Origin of the sequence: Levilactobacillus cerevisiae, assembly GCF_003946245.1 — a bacterium.
GTDB lineage: Bacteria > Bacillota > Bacilli > Lactobacillales > Lactobacillaceae > Levilactobacillus > Levilactobacillus cerevisiae.
Genome location: NZ_RHNN01000017.1, coordinates 1 through 16,715, shown reverse-complemented (window position 1 = coordinate 16,715; position 16,715 = coordinate 1). Strand labels below are relative to the sequence as shown.

General features: G+C 50.7%; 13 protein-coding genes. 12 read left to right on the top strand and 1 reads right to left on the bottom strand.

Features of this window, described 5'->3' with window-relative positions; translation table 11 throughout:
- The first annotated feature begins 2 nt into the window (after positions 1 to 2).
- From ylqF to EKM99_RS09265, 8 genes are all read left to right on the top strand, one after another.
- Positions 3 to 866, top strand: a complete 864-nt coding sequence (gene ylqF, locus EKM99_RS09300) for a ribosome biogenesis GTPase YlqF (RefSeq protein ID WP_125583119.1) — start codon at positions 3 to 5, stop codon at positions 864 to 866.
- Positions 859 to 1,644, top strand: coding sequence for a ribonuclease HII (locus EKM99_RS09295; protein ID WP_125583117.1), 786 nt, complete (start codon positions 859 to 861; stop codon positions 1,642 to 1,644). The genes ylqF and EKM99_RS09295 overlap by 8 nt, the downstream gene beginning before the upstream one ends.
- Before the next feature lie 28 nt (positions 1,645 to 1,672).
- Positions 1,673 to 2,566 (top strand): DNA-processing protein DprA, encoded by an 894-nt coding sequence (gene dprA, locus EKM99_RS09290; protein WP_125583115.1) that lies wholly within the window; start codon positions 1,673 to 1,675, stop codon positions 2,564 to 2,566.
- A 133-nt stretch (positions 2,567 to 2,699) separates the two neighbouring features.
- Positions 2,700 to 4,811, top strand: coding sequence for a type I DNA topoisomerase (gene topA, locus EKM99_RS09285; protein ID WP_125583113.1), 2,112 nt, complete (start codon positions 2,700 to 2,702; stop codon positions 4,809 to 4,811).
- A gap of 226 nt (positions 4,812 to 5,037) precedes the next feature.
- On the top strand, positions 5,038 to 5,976 hold the full coding sequence (xerC, locus tag EKM99_RS09280; protein WP_125583111.1) for a tyrosine recombinase XerC: 939 nt from the start codon (positions 5,038 to 5,040) through the stop codon (positions 5,974 to 5,976).
- Positions 5,977 to 5,992: 16 nt separating this feature from the next.
- A complete protein-coding gene (hslV, locus tag EKM99_RS09275; RefSeq protein ID WP_125583109.1) occupies positions 5,993 to 6,535 on the top strand; it encodes an HslVU peptidase proteolytic subunit in 543 nt (180 codons plus the stop codon).
- An 18-nt stretch (positions 6,536 to 6,553) separates the two neighbouring features.
- Entirely contained in the window at positions 6,554 to 7,966 is a 1,413-nt protein-coding gene (hslU, locus tag EKM99_RS09270; RefSeq protein WP_125583107.1) for an ATP-dependent protease ATPase subunit HslU, read from the top strand.
- Between the two features lie 228 nt (positions 7,967 to 8,194).
- Positions 8,195 to 9,070, top strand: a complete 876-nt coding sequence (locus tag EKM99_RS09265; protein WP_125583105.1) for an aldose 1-epimerase family protein — start codon at positions 8,195 to 8,197, stop codon at positions 9,068 to 9,070.
- A gap of 69 nt (positions 9,071 to 9,139) precedes the next feature.
- Here EKM99_RS09265 and plsY read toward each other — a convergent pair whose 3' ends face one another.
- Positions 9,140 to 9,766 carry a glycerol-3-phosphate 1-O-acyltransferase PlsY gene (gene plsY, locus EKM99_RS09260; RefSeq protein WP_125583103.1) on the bottom strand — a complete coding sequence of 209 codons (627 nt, stop codon included), beginning with the start codon at positions 9,764 to 9,766 and terminating at the stop codon, positions 9,140 to 9,142.
- Between the two features lie 268 nt (positions 9,767 to 10,034).
- On the opposite strand from plsY, the gene parE reads away from it, so the two are divergent.
- The 4 genes from parE (at position 10,035) to EKM99_RS09240 (ending at position 16,543) form a co-directional block, all read left to right on the top strand.
- Complete coding sequence (gene parE, locus EKM99_RS09255; protein WP_125583101.1) at positions 10,035 to 12,008, top strand: DNA topoisomerase IV subunit B; 1,974 nt, start codon at positions 10,035 to 10,037, stop codon at positions 12,006 to 12,008.
- 22 nt (positions 12,009 to 12,030) lie between these two features.
- The gene (parC, locus tag EKM99_RS09250; protein ID WP_125583099.1) at positions 12,031 to 14,478 is read left to right on the top strand and encodes a DNA topoisomerase IV subunit A; all 2,448 of its coding nucleotides are present in this window, start codon (positions 12,031 to 12,033) and stop codon (positions 14,476 to 14,478) included.
- A 141-nt stretch (positions 14,479 to 14,619) separates the two neighbouring features.
- Positions 14,620 to 15,579 carry a LysR family transcriptional regulator gene (locus tag EKM99_RS09245; RefSeq protein ID WP_125583097.1) on the top strand — a complete coding sequence of 320 codons (960 nt, stop codon included), beginning with the start codon at positions 14,620 to 14,622 and terminating at the stop codon, positions 15,577 to 15,579.
- A gap of 34 nt (positions 15,580 to 15,613) precedes the next feature.
- Positions 15,614 to 16,543 carry a manganese-dependent inorganic pyrophosphatase gene (locus EKM99_RS09240; RefSeq protein WP_125583095.1) on the top strand — a complete coding sequence of 310 codons (930 nt, stop codon included), beginning with the start codon at positions 15,614 to 15,616 and terminating at the stop codon, positions 16,541 to 16,543.
- Positions 16,544 to 16,715: the final 172 nt, after the last annotated feature.

Here is a 16,715-nt window from a genome sequence, read left to right as displayed (position 1 = left end):
TTATGAGTATCATTCAATGGTTCCCCGGCCATATGGCCAAAGCCATTCGGCAGATGGAAGAAAATATTCACCTGGTCGATATTGTTTTTGAGTTGGTTGACGCCCGGATTCCCGCAGCTTCACGGAATCCTGAGGTTAACCGGATTGCCAAGAACAAGCCCCATTTAATCATCATGACCAAGAAGGACTTGGCCGATCCACAACAAACGGCCGCTTGGCTCAACTATTACCGCGCACAACACCAGCCAGCCATTGCCATTGATTCACGGGCCAACGTGACCCCCAAACAGATTACCAAGATTGCGGCTAGCATTCTCGCTGACAAATTGGCGATTGAAAAGGAAAAGGGCCTGAAGGAACGGCCAATGCGTGCCATGACAGTTGGGGTTCCTAACGTGGGTAAGTCAACGTTGCTGAACCACTTAGTCCAGCGGAAGGCGGCGCAAGTTGGGGATACTCCCGGTGTGACCAAGGGCCAACAATGGCTGCGTTCCAGTAAACATTTGGAATTGTTGGATACCCCAGGGATTCTTTGGCCCAAATTCAAGGACCAAGAGACGGCGCAAAAGCTAGCACTGACCGGGGCGATTAAGGAGAAACTCTACGCCAGCGATGATGTGGCGCTCTTTGCCTTAAACTTTTTCCGGCAGTACCACGAAAAAGCGCTCTTAGAACGCTACCACCTAGTTGCCGCAGACCTAGACCTCAGTGATGTGGATCTGCTACTGAAAATCACGCAAAAGATTGGTATGCGTGACGACTACGAACGGGCCAGCGAACGGTTGATTCTGGATGCGCGTCATAAAAAACTGGGTGGCTTCACCCTTGACCGTGCACCACAAGCTGGTGAACCGGTCAATGACTAAGCAACCGAGCCTGGCAAGTTTGAAGGCCGACCTCGCAAATGTCACAACAGTCGACGACCCCCGTTTAGCGTCTTTAGCGGCCGATTCACGCAAAGGGGCTCAGTTACTCCTGGAGCAAGTCAAACGTCGGCTAGCGAAGGCTGAGGCCGCTGAGAAGGCATTTCAGCACCGTCTACACTACGAGCGGCCGTTCTGGGCGCAAGGTGAACGGGTCGCTGGTATTGATGAAGTGGGGCGGGGACCACTCGCCGGCCCCGTTGTGACCAGTGCCGTGATTCTCCCCCAGGACTTTGACATTCCGTTGGTCAACGACTCTAAACAGTTGACCCCTAAGGAACGGGAGCGTCTGTACCCCTTAATCTTGGCCCAAGCCGAGGCCGTTAGTATCGGTATCGGCAGTCCCCAATTAATTGACCAGATCAACATCTATCAGGCGACACGGGTAGCTATGCAACGGGCAGTCCTGGGTTTGGGGCGGGCACCGCAACATCTAATCGTGGATGCGATGCAGATTCCCGTTGACCTGCCGCAGACGCGCTTGATTAAGGGTGACGCCAAAAGTGCCAGCGTTGCGGCAGCCAGTATCGTGGCCAAAGTGTACCGGGACCATTTGATGGCGACCTATGATGTCTTATATCCAGGATACGGGTTTGCTAAAAATGCCGGTTACGGAACCGCTGAACACTTGGCTGGCCTGGATGAACGCGGGGTCACCCCCATTCACCGCAAAACTTTTTCGCCTGTACAAAAAATAATCGCGAACAAATCACGGAGTTAACCCTAAAGGGGAAAAGGAGGTTGCGACTATGCAACTGACACTTCGTGATTTTTTCATGCGCTTACCATTAATTTCTGGAATTGGACTCAAGACAACGACGGCCTGCTGGCGCTGGGTAGAATGCCAACCAGAATTGACCCAGATTGGGCCCACAACACTTGCCCGTCTCTGCCAGGAAATGGCCTTGCCACCAAAGAAGGCTGATCATCTGCAACACCAGTTATTTTCAACCGCCATCGGCGAACAGGTGACCACCAATCTAACCCATACCGGGTGCCTGACAATTGTTGATGCCGGCTACCCACAACCATTGCGAGAAACGTTTGCGCCGCCCGTGGCCCTGTATTTCTTGGGCGACGTCCGGTTAGTCCACGCACCGCAACTGGCCGTCGTGGGTTCCCGTAAGCCCAGTCCATACGCGTTAGCCGCCATGCGTCTCTTGTTACCCAACGTCGTGCAAAAGCGCATCTGTCTGGTGTCTGGCCTGGCACAGGGGGTGGACACCTTGGCCCATCAAGCGGCCTTGGCCTACCGGGGACGGACGATTGCTGTGATTGGTACGGGACTGGATCAGTGTTATCCCGCGACGAACCGGTCCTTAATGCGGGAACTGTGCCAAAGCCAGTTAGTCTTTTCTGAATATCCTTGGGGAACGCACGGGGCCCGCCATCATTTTCCAGAACGTAATCGGATTATCGCGGGTCTCGCCAGTAGCACATTAGTGGTTGAGGCTGCCCACCATTCAGGGAGTCTAATCACGGCCAATATTGCGTTGCAAGAAAATCGTAATGTTTTGGCAATTCCGGGGGCCGTCAACAACCCCAACTCGGTTGGTACCAACGAATTAATCCTTGCCGGGGCAAAGCCAATCTTGAAACCTGAGCATATAATAGAAGAAGTTTTAGTTGACAACCTGCCCTAAGTTGAAATAAGATGTGTGGGATTATAGTGAAAAAATTAGCGAACTTTGAGTTCGTCGTAAAAATAAGTCGATAGGAACTGGTAATCCCGTCATCTAGGGCCCGGTTGCCTATCAAACGAGGGAGTAATGTGCTTTGCCGACTAAACCAACAGCAAAATCAACGCCAAAAAAGCGACGGAAGCCGCAAAAAAAATTAGTCATCGTTGAATCACCAGCGAAGGCTAAGACCATTGAAAAGTATTTAGGCCGAACCTATAAGGTGATGCCGAGTCTGGGACACGTGCGCGATCTACCGAAAAGTTCGATGGGGGTCGATACTGAAAATAGCTATGATCCGCACTACATTTCCATTCGTGGTAAGGGTGATGTGATCAAGGGCTTGCGGTCCGAGGCCAAAAAGGCCAAAGCCGTCTACCTCGCATCTGACCCTGACCGTGAAGGGGAATCAATTGCCTGGCATTTAGCCCACGTCCTCAACCTGGATGTCACTGACAAGAACCGAGTTACCTTTAACGAAATCACGAAGGACGCCGTTAAGGAAGCTTTTAAGACGCCCCGGACGATTGACATGGACCTGGTCAACGCACAACAGGCACGCCGAATCTTAGACCGGTTGGTGGGGTACTCTATCTCGCCTCTGCTCTGGAAAAAGGTGAAGAAGGGCCTCAGTGCCGGTCGGGTACAGTCAATCGCACTGTCCCTGATTATCGAACGGGAAAAAGCCATCAAGGCCTTCATCCCCGAAGAATACTGGACCATCGACGCCGACTTCAAGAAGGCCCGCCACACGTTTGGCGCGAGCTTCTACGGTTTGAACGGTAAGAAGGCTGACTTGAAGAACAACGACGCCGTCCAGGATGTCTTAGGTAAATTGGACAAGAAGGCTGACTTTGACATCACCAACGTGGTGCGTAAAGAACGTAAACGCTCACCACAACCCCCATTTACCACCAGTTCCATGCAACAAGATGCTAACCGGAAGTTGAATTTCCGGACCCGGAAAACGATGATGGCTGCCCAGCAGCTGTATGAAGGGATTAACTTGGGCAAGGAAGGCACGCAGGGGCTCATTACCTATATGCGGACCGACTCCACCCGGATTTCCAGCATTGCGAAGCATGAGGCGTCCACCTTCATCCATGAAAAGTATGGCGCAGAATACGCTGCCACCAAGCCAATCAAGGGAAAGTTGCCTGAAGGGGCCCAAGACGCCCATGAAGCGATCCGGCCAACCTCAGTGTTCCGGACGCCCGCTAGCCTGAAAGAACGGCTGAACAAGGACCAATTCCGGTTATACCAATTAATCTGGAACCGCTTTGTTTCCAGTCAAATGACCAACGCCATCATGGACACCATGGCCGTGACGTTGGAGCAAAACGGCGTAACGTTCCGTTCTAACGGCTCCAAAATGAAGTTCGAAGGGTTCTTGAAGATTTACAAGGACAACAAGGAAAAGGATAATCTGTTGCCCGACCTTGAAATCGGTGACCAGGTCAAACTGGCCAAGACCGATCCGGCCCAACACTTTACCCAGCCGCCTGCACGTTATTCCGAAGCCAACTTGATCAAGGCCTTGGAAGAAAACGGGGTTGGTCGGCCATCGACGTACGCGCCTACGTTGGATACGATTCAGCGCCGGTACTATGTCAAATTGGTCGGTCGCCGATTTGAGCCTACTGAACTGGGTGAAATCGTGGATGGCATCATCAACGAATACTTCCCAGACGTGGTCAACGTCGATTTTACCGCCAATTTGGAACACGAATTGGATGGAATTGAAGAGGGCCACCAGGACTGGGTCAAGGTCATCGACACCTTCTACAAGCCGTTCTCAACCGAAGTTGCCCATGCGGAAGACGCCATCGAAAAGGTTCAAATTCGTGATGAACCCGCTGGCTTTGACTGCGACATTTGTGGGGCGCCAATGGTCATCAAGATGGGCCGTTATGGCAAGTTCTACGCTTGTTCCCGCTTCCCAGATTGCCGCAACACGAAGCCAATCGTGAAGGAAATTGGGGTGACTTGCCCCGTTTGTCATCAGGGTGAGGTCATCGAACGAAAGTCCAAGAAGAACCGAATCTTCTACGGTTGTTCCCGTTATCCCGACTGTGACTTTGTCTCATGGGACAAGCCAGTCGGCCGTGATTGCCCGAAGGACGGCCATTACCTGGTCGCCAAGAAGATTCGTGGCGGCAGCCAAATCGTCTGCCCCAATGGCGATTACGAAGAAGCGCCACAAAAATAAATTTAGCATGCTTCAGTCAAACAGGTTTGTCGGCGACCCACATGGGGGCCACCGGCGAACCTGTTTGCGTTGACTGAGATAAGTCGGAAAACGTCTGCTGGCTGGTAACGGTCACGAGCGGCCTACCCGTGCTACCAGCAACGGCCAACGCAAAACACTGATGAGTTAGTTGTGTTTTTTCGACGCGTTTGCTAGCATTGAGAACAGGTACAAGGGAGGTGTTCACGTGGATCAAGCTATTACGGCATTTTTATCGTATTTAACCGGTGAGCGCCAATATTCACCGGAGACGGTCAAGGCTTACCGCGAGGATCTCGAGGAGTTCACCCAGTTTCTCGCCGATAATGGCGGGGTCAAAGCGTGGACGGCTATCGATCAGTTAGACGTTGAGGTTTATCTGAGTGATTTGTATGATCGGCATTACGCCCGCACGACGATTGCCCGGAAACTCTCCACGTTACGCTCCTTGTACAACTTTCTGATGAGTAACGGCCAGGCCAAGGATGATCCCTTCGCTTACGTCCAACTCAAACATCATCAGAATCACCTGCCACGTTTCTTTTATGAACGCGAAATGACCGCGCTGTTTGCGGCTGCGGCGGCTAACCCCAATGAACAGTTAGCCACCCGGGATTCGGCGTTACTGGAAGTGCTATACGGGACGGGTATTCGGGTGAGTGAATGCGTCAACTTGACCGTGCCGGAGATTGACTTCGACAACCGGATCATGTTGATTCACGGAAAGGGCAATAAGGAACGCTACGTGCCGTTTGGCCACTATGCCAGCGATGCCCTCCAGCAATATTTCACGGCTGCCAGGACACCACTGATGGCCCAGCACCAAGAGACGCACGCCTTTGTGTTCGTTAATCACCGCGGCCAACAGTTAACACCAGCGGGGGTCACGTACCTGTTAAATCAGATCATCAAGCGCAGCACGTTGACCACGGAGATTCATCCCCACATGTTGCGGCACACCTTTGCCACCCATCTGTTGAACCGGGGCGCAGACTTGCGCTCAGTCCAGGAGCTACTGGGTCATAGCAGTCTCTCGACGACGCAAATCTACACCCACGTTACCCGCGAACACCTGCAACGGGATTATCGTCAATTTTTCCCGCGTGCCACTGAAGATAAGCCTAAAGAAACCAAACCATCATCGTAAGGAGAATGAGTAAATTATGCCAGTAAAATTTGAAGCCACCACCATCTGTGCGGTTCGTCATAACGGTCACAACGCTATGGCCGGCGACGGACAAGTTACCATGGGTGAAAAAGTTATCATGAAGGGCACGGCCCACAAGATTCGGCGGATCTACAACAATCAAGTCGTTGTTGGCTTCGCCGGGAGTGTTGCCGACGCCTTCAATTTGGAAGAAAAATTTGAGGCCCAACTCAACGAATACAGCGGGAACCTGCAACGAGCCGCCGTTGAATTGGCCAAGCTGTGGCGTTCTGATCAAGCCTTACAAAAGCTTGAAGCGCTGTTGATCGTCATGGACAAGGACGAGATGCTGTTAGTTTCTGGTTCCGGTGAAGTCATTGCACCAGATGACGATATCCTTGCCATCGGTTCTGGTGGTAACTTCGCCTTAGCCGCCGCAACCGCCTTACACCACCACGCACAGGATATGAGCGCAAAGGAAATTGCCGAAAGCGCCATCCACATTGCTGGGGGTATTGATATCTTTACCAACGAAAACGTTATTTCTGAAGAACTTTAATTGAACGGGGGAATTCTAGTGGACGCTATTAATAAAACACCTAAAGAAATCGTCGGCTTACTTGATCAATACGTGATTGGGCAAGATGACGCCAAGAAAGCCATTGCCATCGCGCTACGAAACCGGTACCGCCGGATGCAGTTAGACGCCGCAATGCAGGAAGAAATTTCACCAAAAAACATGCTGATGATTGGACCGACCGGGGTTGGGAAAACAGAAATTGCCCGCCGGTTAGCGAAAATCGTTCACGCACCTTTTACCAAGGTGGAAGCCAGCAAGTTCACCGAAGTCGGCTACGTCGGCCGTGACGTGGAATCCATGGTCCGGGACCTTGTAGAAGTTTCCGTGACAATGGAAAAGCAAGATCAATTTAAAGACGTGCGCAGTGACGCCATCCAGGCCGCTAACAAGCGGTTGGTAAAACTGTTGGCACCGGCTAAGAAGAAGGAAGACAAGAACAACAACGACTTCGCCAACATGATGAACATGTTTAGCCAGATGCAAAACGGCCAGACACCAACGGCTCCTAGCGAGACTGAAGAGGTCACCGACGACGTGCGTAACGAACGGCTCTCCATTTCAGATCAATTGAACAAGGGCCTGTTGGAAGATCACCAGGTAGAAATTGAAATGGACGATCCCCAACAAGCCAATGCGGCTGATAACAACATGATGGGCCAAATGGGCATCGACTTGAGCGATACCTTGGGGTCAATCATGCCCAAGAAGCGGATCAAGCGGACAGTCTCCGTGACCGAAGCACGTGAAATCTTGGTGGCCGAGGAATCTGAAAAATTGGTCAACAACGCTGACATCAATCACGATGCCATCAAGCGGGCGGAGAACACGGGGATTATCTTCCTCGATGAAATTGATAAGATTGCCAAGGGCAGTGGCCAAAATAGCGGCGACGTTTCCCGTGAAGGGGTGCAACGTGACATCTTACCAATCGTTGAAGGGACCCAGGTCAAGACCAAGTACGGGACGATTGATACCGATCACATCCTGTTCATTGCGGCCGGCGCCTTCGCTGAATCCAAGCCTAGCGATTTGATTGCTGAATTACAGGGTCGTTTCCCAATTCGCGTTGAGTTGAGCGATTTGAGTAAGGAAGACTTTGTGCGGATCTTAACCGAACCAAACAACGCCTTGATTAAGCAATACATCGCCTTGATTGGGACCGACAACGTGAAGGTGACCTTCACCATGGAAGCCATTGAACGGATCGCTGAATTGGCCTTTGAACTGAACCATGAGAACCAAAACATTGGGGCGCGGCGCCTACAGACCGTCCTGGAAAAACTCCTGGAAGACCTGTTGTACGAAGGTCCTGACATGGGTACAGGCGACGTTACCATCACCGAAAACTACGTCAATGACAAGATTGGCGACATCGTTGAGAACAAAGACTTATCGCGTTACATTTTATAAGATTGCGAAGGGAGAGGCTGCGACAACTGTTGCGGTCTCTTTTTGGGTTCCGAACTAATAGTGCTTAAGTGTGTGCCAGAGGAGAGTTGATTTCGATTAACACCGTAAATGTTCGTCAGCTAAACACCTGCTAACACATTCTCATCTTTTTTGACTAAATTGTCATCTTGGTGGATAATTGGCCTAGACAACTCAGCTCACTGATTAACATTGGAGGAAATAACGACAATGCTCACACTAAAAAACGATTATTTAACGGTTCAGATCAACCCATTGGGTGCTGAACTAACTAGCGTAAAGGACAATGACAGTAACTTAGAATACATGTGGCAAGCAGACAAGACCTACTGGGGGCGCCACGCACCGCTACTCTTTCCCATTGTCGGCCGGTTGCAGGACAATCAGTACCGTTTGGCTGGTAAGACGTATCAAATGACCCAGCACGGGTTTGCCCGCGACCGCGAGTTCACCGTTGTCAGCCAGGACTCTGCGACGATTACCTTGGCACTAACGGCGGATGACCAAACCAAGGCGCTGTATCCAGCAGACTTTAAATTAACGGTTCAATATACCTTGATCGATCATCAGCTTAAATTTGCTGCGACCGTTGAGAACCCCGCGGAGACGCCACTCACGTTCTCATTTGGCGCCCATCCCGGCTTTAACGTCCCACTGGGCGATCCAGCGGTCGATTTCACGGACTATCACGTCACCGTTTCACCGAAGCAGGTCTACCAACGTGTGCCTCTAGTAGGACCCTACAGTGATACCAAGCACAGCGTCCCGCTTAATTTGACCCAGCCGCTACCCCTGACGCACGACCTGTTCGACCACGATGCCCAGGTCTTAACGCTGAACAATCACGAGACGACATTGATGCTGAGCAACAGCGTCAATGATCACGGGGTCGCGTTGACCTTAGCAGCGCCATACGTGGGCATCTGGTCACCGTACCCCAAGCAGGCACCGTTTGTGTGCTTTGAACCCTGGTGGGGCTTAGCTGACGACGTGGCGGCAACGGGGGACATTGAAACCAAGGTGGCCATCCAACATCTGGCCGCTCACGAAAGTTTCCAAGCCGCCTATCAAATTACTTATTTTTAACCTGAATCACAAAAAGGGCTCCCAACGACTATCCCGTCATTGAGAGCCCTCCGTGTATAAAAATAAGTGCTATTTCTTAGCTTGTCGTTGCTGATACCCATGACCGAATGGTACCAAGGATTCCGTGCCTTCACGAATGCGTTTGATATTCGTCCGGTGCCGGTAAAAGACAAAAATCGTCAAGACCAGTGCAATGCCCGTCAAATACCAGTCTTGAAACGCCAACGAGATCAGCGTAATCAGACTAAACGCAATCATGCTGGCCAGGCTAACCATACTGGTCCAGTAGATGAGACCCACCCACAGGCCGGCCGCAATCACAAACATAATCGGATTGTAAGCCAGTAGCATCCCTGCTGAGGTGGCTACGGCCTTACCACCCTTGAAATGGTCAAAGATTGAAACGGTGTGCCCCAGAATGGCAAATAAGCCAAATAGGAGGGGTGTCGCAGACCCCAACATCGTGGTAACGTGGAACAGGGTCGGTAGTAAGGTGGCCACCGAGCCCTTAGCGATGTCTAACACCATGACCGCCGTTCCAGCGTAGGGGCCCAGGACCCGGTAAGTGTTGGTCGTGCCAATGTTACCGGAACCCGATTGGCGAATGTCCGTCTGGAAAAAGGCTTTGCCAACCCAGACCCCATTTGGAATGGCCCCCAATAGGTAAGCCACGATGAGTAAACCAATTAATTTCACAAGTTATTCCTCCGCTCTTTCTCGCAGCGGGAGCCGCCATAGCTGGGACTCGCCGCAGATAAGCTGGACTATATTTTAGCATGTTTTCAAGAGAACGCCAATTATCTCGAGAAGTCTAGCCAGATTTCGACTTCCTGTGGTATGATTATGAAGTTACTGAATACCTCTCCTTGGGCGTTTGACCAATTAATTTGAACATACGTTCGCATTAGGGTAAAATAGAGATATCGGGTTTTTAGATAAAAGTAAAAGTAAAGGGGATTTACGCATGGCGAAAGCAAAACCAGAATATGACGATTCCTCCATCCAAGTGTTGGAGGGATTGGAAGCTGTTCGTAAACGTCCGGGTATGTACATCGGGTCAACCGACGGCCGTGGCTTACACCACTTGGTCTACGAAATCGTGGACAACGCCGTCGATGAGGCACTGTCTGGCTACGGTAAGGAAATTAACGTGACCATTCATGCCGACAATAGTGTGACCGTGGTCGATCACGGACGTGGTATGCCAGTGGGTATGCACGCCTCCGGGATTCCAACGCCAGAGGTCATTCTGACTGTCCTGCATGCCGGGGGTAAATTCGGCCAGGGTGGTTACAAGACTTCCGGTGGGCTGCACGGGGTTGGTGCCTCAGTCGTGAACGCTTTATCCAGTTCACTCACGGTCACCATTGTTCGTGACGGCGTCCGGTATCAGGAAAAATTTGCCAAGGGTGGGCACCCACAGGGAACGCTCAAGAAGCTTGGCAATACCCGGGCTCATAACGGGACAACGATTGATTTCAAACCAGATAGCAGTATTTTTACCACGACCGTTTACAACTTTGGCACGCTGTCAGAACGGCTCCGGGAATCCGCCTTCCTATTGAAGGGCGTCAAGATTACCCTGACCGACGAGCGTGAAGGCCAAGAACGGACTGAAGAATACCATTTTGAAGATGGTATCAAGGAATTCGTGGGTTACCTCAACGAAGACAAAGACACACTGGGCGACATCATGTACTTTGACGGTAAGAAGGACGGAATCGAAGTAGAAATTGCCGCGCAATATAACGACGGCTATACCGAAAACCTCTTGTCCTTCGTCAACAACGTCCGGACCAAAGATGGTGGGACCCACGAAGTCGGCATGCGTAGCGGGTGGACCAAGGCGTTCAACGAATACGCACGGAAGACGGGCCTGTTGAAGGAACGTGACAAGAACTTGGAAGGGACCGACGTTCGTGAAGGCCTTTCCGCCGTCATTTCCTTACGAGTCCCAGAAAACCTGTTGCAATTTGAAGGCCAAACCAAAGAGAAATTGGGTACGCCTGAAGCCCGGACCATCGTTGATAGCGTGGTCAGTGAACAGATGGGCTACTACTTGCTTGAGAACGGTGACTTTGGGAAGATGCTGATCAAGAAGTCGACCCAGGCACGTTCCGCCAGAGAAGCCGCCCGTAAGGCTCGTGATGAAAGCCGTAATGGCAAACGTCATAAGAAACACGAACGCCTGTTATCCGGGAAGCTGACCCCTGCACAATCCAAGAACGCCTCGAAAAATGAGTTATTCTTAGTCGAAGGGGATTCTGCCGGTGGCTCTGCCAAGCAAGGCCGTAACCGGAAGTTCCAAGCCATCCTGCCTTTACGGGGGAAAGTCCTGAACACGGAACGGGCCAAGTTGCCAGACATCATGAAGAACGAAGAAATCAGTACCATGATCTATACGATTGGTGCTGGTGTGGGGACTGAATTTAACATTGAAGACGCCAACTACGATAAGATTATTATCATGACCGATGCCGATGACGATGGCGCCCACATTCAAATCCTCCTCCTGACCTTCTTCTACAAGTACATGCGCCCAATGATTGACGCTGGCCGGGTGTACATTGCTTTACCGCCGCTGTACCAAATCAAGACGACCGGTAAGAAGTCGACGATTGATTATGCGTGGACGAATGATGAACTCAACAAAAAAACCAAGAAAATTCCCAATCACGGTTACCACCTCCAACGCTTTAAAGGGTTAGGGGAAATGGATGCCGAACAGCTTTGGGCCACCACGATGGACCCAGACAACCGGACACTGATTCGCGTACAAATTGATGACGCGGCCTTAGCGGAACGGCGGGTAACCACGTTAATGGGTGACAAGGTTGAACCCCGACGAAAGTGGATTGAAAGTAACGTCCAGTTTACGTTGGAAGACGACGATACCAGTCTGTTGGAAAACGATCAAGTTTCCAAGCCAGAGGACTGACCGGCGAAAGGAGTAAACATTTGTGAGTGAAGGACAAAACATTCAAGAAATAACCTTGGAAGAAGTCATGGGCGACCGGTTTGGCCGCTATTCCAAGTCAATCATTCAGGAACGGGCGCTACCCGATATTCGCGACGGCTTAAAGCCCGTTCAACGCCGGATCCTGTTCTCAATGAACAAGGATGGCAATACTTACGAGAAGGGATTCCGTAAGTCTGCCAAGTCCGTCGGAAACGTCATGGGTAACTTTCACCCCCATGGGGACAGTTCGATTTACGAAGCCTTGACGCGCATGAGTCAGGACTGGAAGGTGCGAGAACCCCTAGTTGAAATGCACGGGAACAACGGGTCGATGGACGGTGACCCCGCTGCCGCCATGCGGTATACCGAAGCCCGGTTAAGTAAATTGGCCGGTGAAATGCTACGGGACATCGACAAGGATACGGTCGACATGGTGTTGAACTTTGATGACACCGAGTACGAACCAACCGTCTTACCTGCCCGGATTCCCAACCTATTGGTCAATGGGGCCACGGGGATTTCAGCCGGATATGCCACGGACATTCCACCGCATAATCTGGGTGAAGTCGTGGACGCACTCATTTACTTGCTGAGTCACCCTCAGGCCAAGCTAGACGAATTGATGTCGTTTGTGCAAGGACCAGACTTCCCAACTGGTGGGATCATTCAAGGGAAAGACGGTATCGTTAAAGCTTATGAAACCGGGCGGGGCCGGGTTGTCGTACGTTCTAGAACCGCCATCGAACCACTCCGGGGCAATAAGAATCAGATTACGGTTACAGAAATTCCATACGAAGTGAATAAGGCCCAACTGGTCAAGAAAATTGATGAAATTCGCTTGAACAAAAAGGTGGAAGGCCTGGCTGAGGTCCGGGACGAAACCGACCGGGACGGCCTCCGGATCGCCATTGAATTGAAACGCGATGCTGATGCGCAAGGCGTGCTGAACTACCTGTTCAAGAATACTGAATTACAAATTACGTATAACTTCAACATGGTCGCCATCAACCACATGCGCCCAGAGCACGTGGGGTTGAAGACAATTCTGACCGCCTACCTGGAGCACCAACGGGACGTCATTACTCGCCGGACGCAGTACAACCTGAAGAAGGCCCAAGACCGGCAGCACATTGTGGTTGGTCTCATCAAGGCCCTGTCCATTTTAGACCAAGTCATCAAGACGATTCGGGCAAGTAAGGATCGCCGGGACGCCCGGGATAATCTGATTAGTGCCTACGACTTCTCCGAGAAGCAGGCTGACGCGATTGTTGCCTTACAACTGTACCGACTGACCAATACCGATGTCACCCAGTTAGAGGCAGAATCTGCTAAGCTGACGGCCGCAATTGCGGAGTACAATCACATTTTAGCGGAACCCAAGACCCTGAACGCTGTCCTTCGTAAGGAACTGAAGGCAGTGGCCAAGGAATACCGGAGCCCCCGTCGCACCGAGATTCAAGATCAAATTGAAGATCTGAAAATCAAAACCACGGTTACGGTTGCCGACGAGGATGTGGTCGTACTGGTCAGTCATGATGGGTACATCAAACGGTCTGGTGTGCGTTCTTACACGGCTTCTGATTCCGAGGACAATGGGCTCAAGGATGAGGATTATCCGATCTTCTTGGAGAAACTCCGAACGCTGGATCACCTGATGATGTTCACCAGTAAGGGTAATCTGATCTACCGGCCGGTCCATGAAATCACGGATGTGAAGTGGAAAGAGACTGGGGAACACATTTCTCAAACCATTGGGCTCGCACCTGATGAAGAGATTGTGGCCACGTTTGCCTTTAAGACTTTGAAAGAAGCCGGCCATTTCTTGATTGCGACCAGCGATGGTTACATTAAGCAGACCGCCTTCGCTGATCTGACACCTGGGCGAACTTACAAGAGCCGTGCCGCCGTCTACGAGAAGCTCAAGACGCCTGAAGCCCACGTGGTTGCGGTTAACTACTTAACGGAACCCGTCGATCAGGGCATTCTCTTGATTTCTAAGAACGGGTACGCCTTACGTTACACGATCGACGAAGTTCCCGTTAACGGTGCGCGGACCACTGGGGTTCGTTCGATGGACTTGCGAGATGACGATGAAGTTGTCAACCTTGCCCTGGTAACCGATAGCGATACGATTGCGTTGATTACCCACCGAGGAGCCTTCAAGCGTCTCGCTATGAAGGAGCTCTCAACGACTAGTCGTGCACGCCGGGGCGTCATCGTCCTGCGAGAACTCAAACGTGATCCGCATCGCATCGTAGACTTCATGACGATTCCAGCGGGCAACCCCGCCTTAGAAATCATCACCAGTCGTGAACGGACTCACGATGTCCTGCCAACGGAGCACCCGTTGAGTGGCCGCTATTCTAACGGGTCATTCGTGGTTGACACGGACGTTGAGGGCCAACCCGTTCGGTTACGGGTTAAACCAACCGAATTAGTTTTAGATTAGCATTCAGCTTGTGTCGAGATTTTGCGAGGAGAAATCGTTGCGCTTTTTCCGCAAACAGCCTATTATATAGATTAATAGTAACCATTAGGTTGGCCTGGTAGCCTCAGTTGACCAAAGGTCGATCATAAGGAGAAAAAACGGATGAAGACGAAACAGGAAAGTATCTTTTCTTCCAAAACCTTGACGTATTTCTTGCAGCTTGCTGAAACCATGAACTACACGCAGGCCGCTCAGATTCTCGGCATCACCCAACCGGCGTTAACCCAGCAGATCAAGAAGCTGGAACGAACCGTGGGTGCACCGCTATTCTATTCGGTCGGTAAAAAATTACGTCTGTCTGACGCAGGTTACACCATGTTGGACGCGACGCATAAAATTTATGGTATCTTGAACACGGCAACCGATGAAATTCAGCAGTCAACCAGCGCTACACAGGGGGAAATCAACATTGGTTTGTTGGCTTCCATGGAAGACGCGGTTTTTGAAGACTTTGCCATCTTGTCATACCAGAACAACCCTGATTTGAAGATTTCCTTCCACATGCTCACACGGAAGGAAATTTGGGAACGTTTGGAAAACAATAAGATTGATTTGGCCATCATGTACTTACCAGATGACTCAATCAAAAATTGGAAACCTTACGAATCCAAAAAAATCATCTCAGACGACCTGTTGTTCATTCACCATGATGAGCAATTGGCCAAGAAACGCCGGATCAAGTTTAAGGACACGACGGACGAAGTTTGGGCCATGTATCCGGACGGGTACTACCTGAACCAAGCCCTGCATGAAGCCTACAAGAATCAACTCGCAGACTTCCCAAAGAGTGTGGCTAACTTTACGACGCCAACGCAACTGCTGCATTTTTCCATGCAGACGCAGGCGTCGACGGCGTTGCCTAATTCCTTTATGATCGGGCAAGAGGAGTTGCCGAACACCTGGACAGCTCATTTTGATCCGAACATCCGCTTTGATTTAGCCTTCGTGTTCCGTAAGGGCAAGGCAGAAATCCCCCGAATCAGTCATTTTTTGGCCCAATTCGACCGGTATCTGCACACGGACGACTACATTTCACGGCTTAAACAACTTCGGAACCAATAAAATTAAAACTAATTTGATAAAGGAGTTTTATCTTATGAGTAAAGCATTAATTTTCGGTCACCAGAATCCTGATACGGACGCCATTGTTGCCGCTAAGGCTTACGCTTACTTCCAAACCCAAAAGGGCTTCGATGTTGAAGCTGTTGCCTTGGGTGACCCCAACATGGAAACCAACTTTGTCTTGAACCATTTTGACGAACCAGCACCACGTGTGATTAAGACGGTTGCTAACGAAGTCGACCACGTGATGTTAGTTGACCACAACGAAGCGCAACAAAGTGTTGCTGACTTGAATCAAGTGACGGTCAGCCACGTGATCGATCATCACCGGATCGCGAACTTTGAAACCAAGTTACCACTTTACTACCGGGCAGAACCCGTTGGTTGCACGAGCACGATTCTGACCGAAATGTTTGACGAAGAAAAGATTGAAATTCCTGCTAAGTTAGCCGGTTTGATGCTTTCTGCCATCATTTCTGACACGTTGTTACTGCAATCACCAACCACGACTGACAAGGACCGTGAAGCCGTTCGGGCCTTAGCAGAAATCGCTGACATCGACGTCCAAAGCTACGGCATTGAAATGCTGAAGGCTGGGACTAACCTTGCTGCCAAGACTGACAAGGAATTGGTTGACGGTGATGCGAAGTCATTTGACATGGCTGGCAAGAGCGTCCGGATCGGCCAAATCAACACGGTTGACCTGAACGAAGTCTTGGATCGTCAAGCTGGTTTGGAAAAGGAAATGCAAGCTGAAATGGCCGCTGATGGCTATGACTTGTTCATTACCTTAGCCACAAACGTTTTGAACAGTGACTCCGAGCTCATCGTTGCTGGTGGCCCTAAGGAAGTTGTCGAAAAGGCCTTCAACACTAAGCTGGCCAACAACCGTGCCAGTCTTCCTGGCGTTGTTTCCCGGAAGAAGCAAGTGGTGCCACCATTGACCGCTGCTTTCGAGGCTTAATTAGCTAAATTTACCATTAACCTGCGTCTAACCTCATTTTTTAAACTGAGGTTAGGCGTTTTTTGTCGCCAAAATTAGGTCAGGTGACCTATAATGGTTCTAAAATATCTGTTGTTGGTAATCAAATGAATTTGATTACTGGCAACGGATATTTTTGTATAATCAAAGAATG

Excerpts from the sequence above, each read along its gene's own strand:
- dprA (WP_125583115.1), top strand. The coding sequence starts at position 1,673 with ATGCAACTGACACTTCGTGATTTTTTCATGCGCTTACCATTAATTTCT.
- EKM99_RS09295 (WP_125583117.1), top strand. The coding sequence starts at position 859 with ATGACTAAGCAACCGAGCCTGGCAAGTTTGAAGGCCGACCTCGCAAAT.
- EKM99_RS09245 (WP_125583097.1), top strand. The coding sequence starts at position 14,620 with ATGAAGACGAAACAGGAAAGTATCTTTTCTTCCAAAACCTTGACGTAT.
- ylqF (WP_125583119.1), top strand. The coding sequence starts at position 3 with ATGAGTATCATTCAATGGTTCCCCGGCCATATGGCCAAAGCCATTCGG.
- EKM99_RS09265 (WP_125583105.1), top strand. The coding sequence starts at position 8,195 with ATGCTCACACTAAAAAACGATTATTTAACGGTTCAGATCAACCCATTG.
- EKM99_RS09240 (WP_125583095.1), top strand. The coding sequence starts at position 15,614 with ATGAGTAAAGCATTAATTTTCGGTCACCAGAATCCTGATACGGACGCC.
- hslV (WP_125583109.1), top strand. The coding sequence starts at position 5,993 with ATGCCAGTAAAATTTGAAGCCACCACCATCTGTGCGGTTCGTCATAAC.
- parE (WP_125583101.1), top strand. The coding sequence starts at position 10,035 with ATGGCGAAAGCAAAACCAGAATATGACGATTCCTCCATCCAAGTGTTG.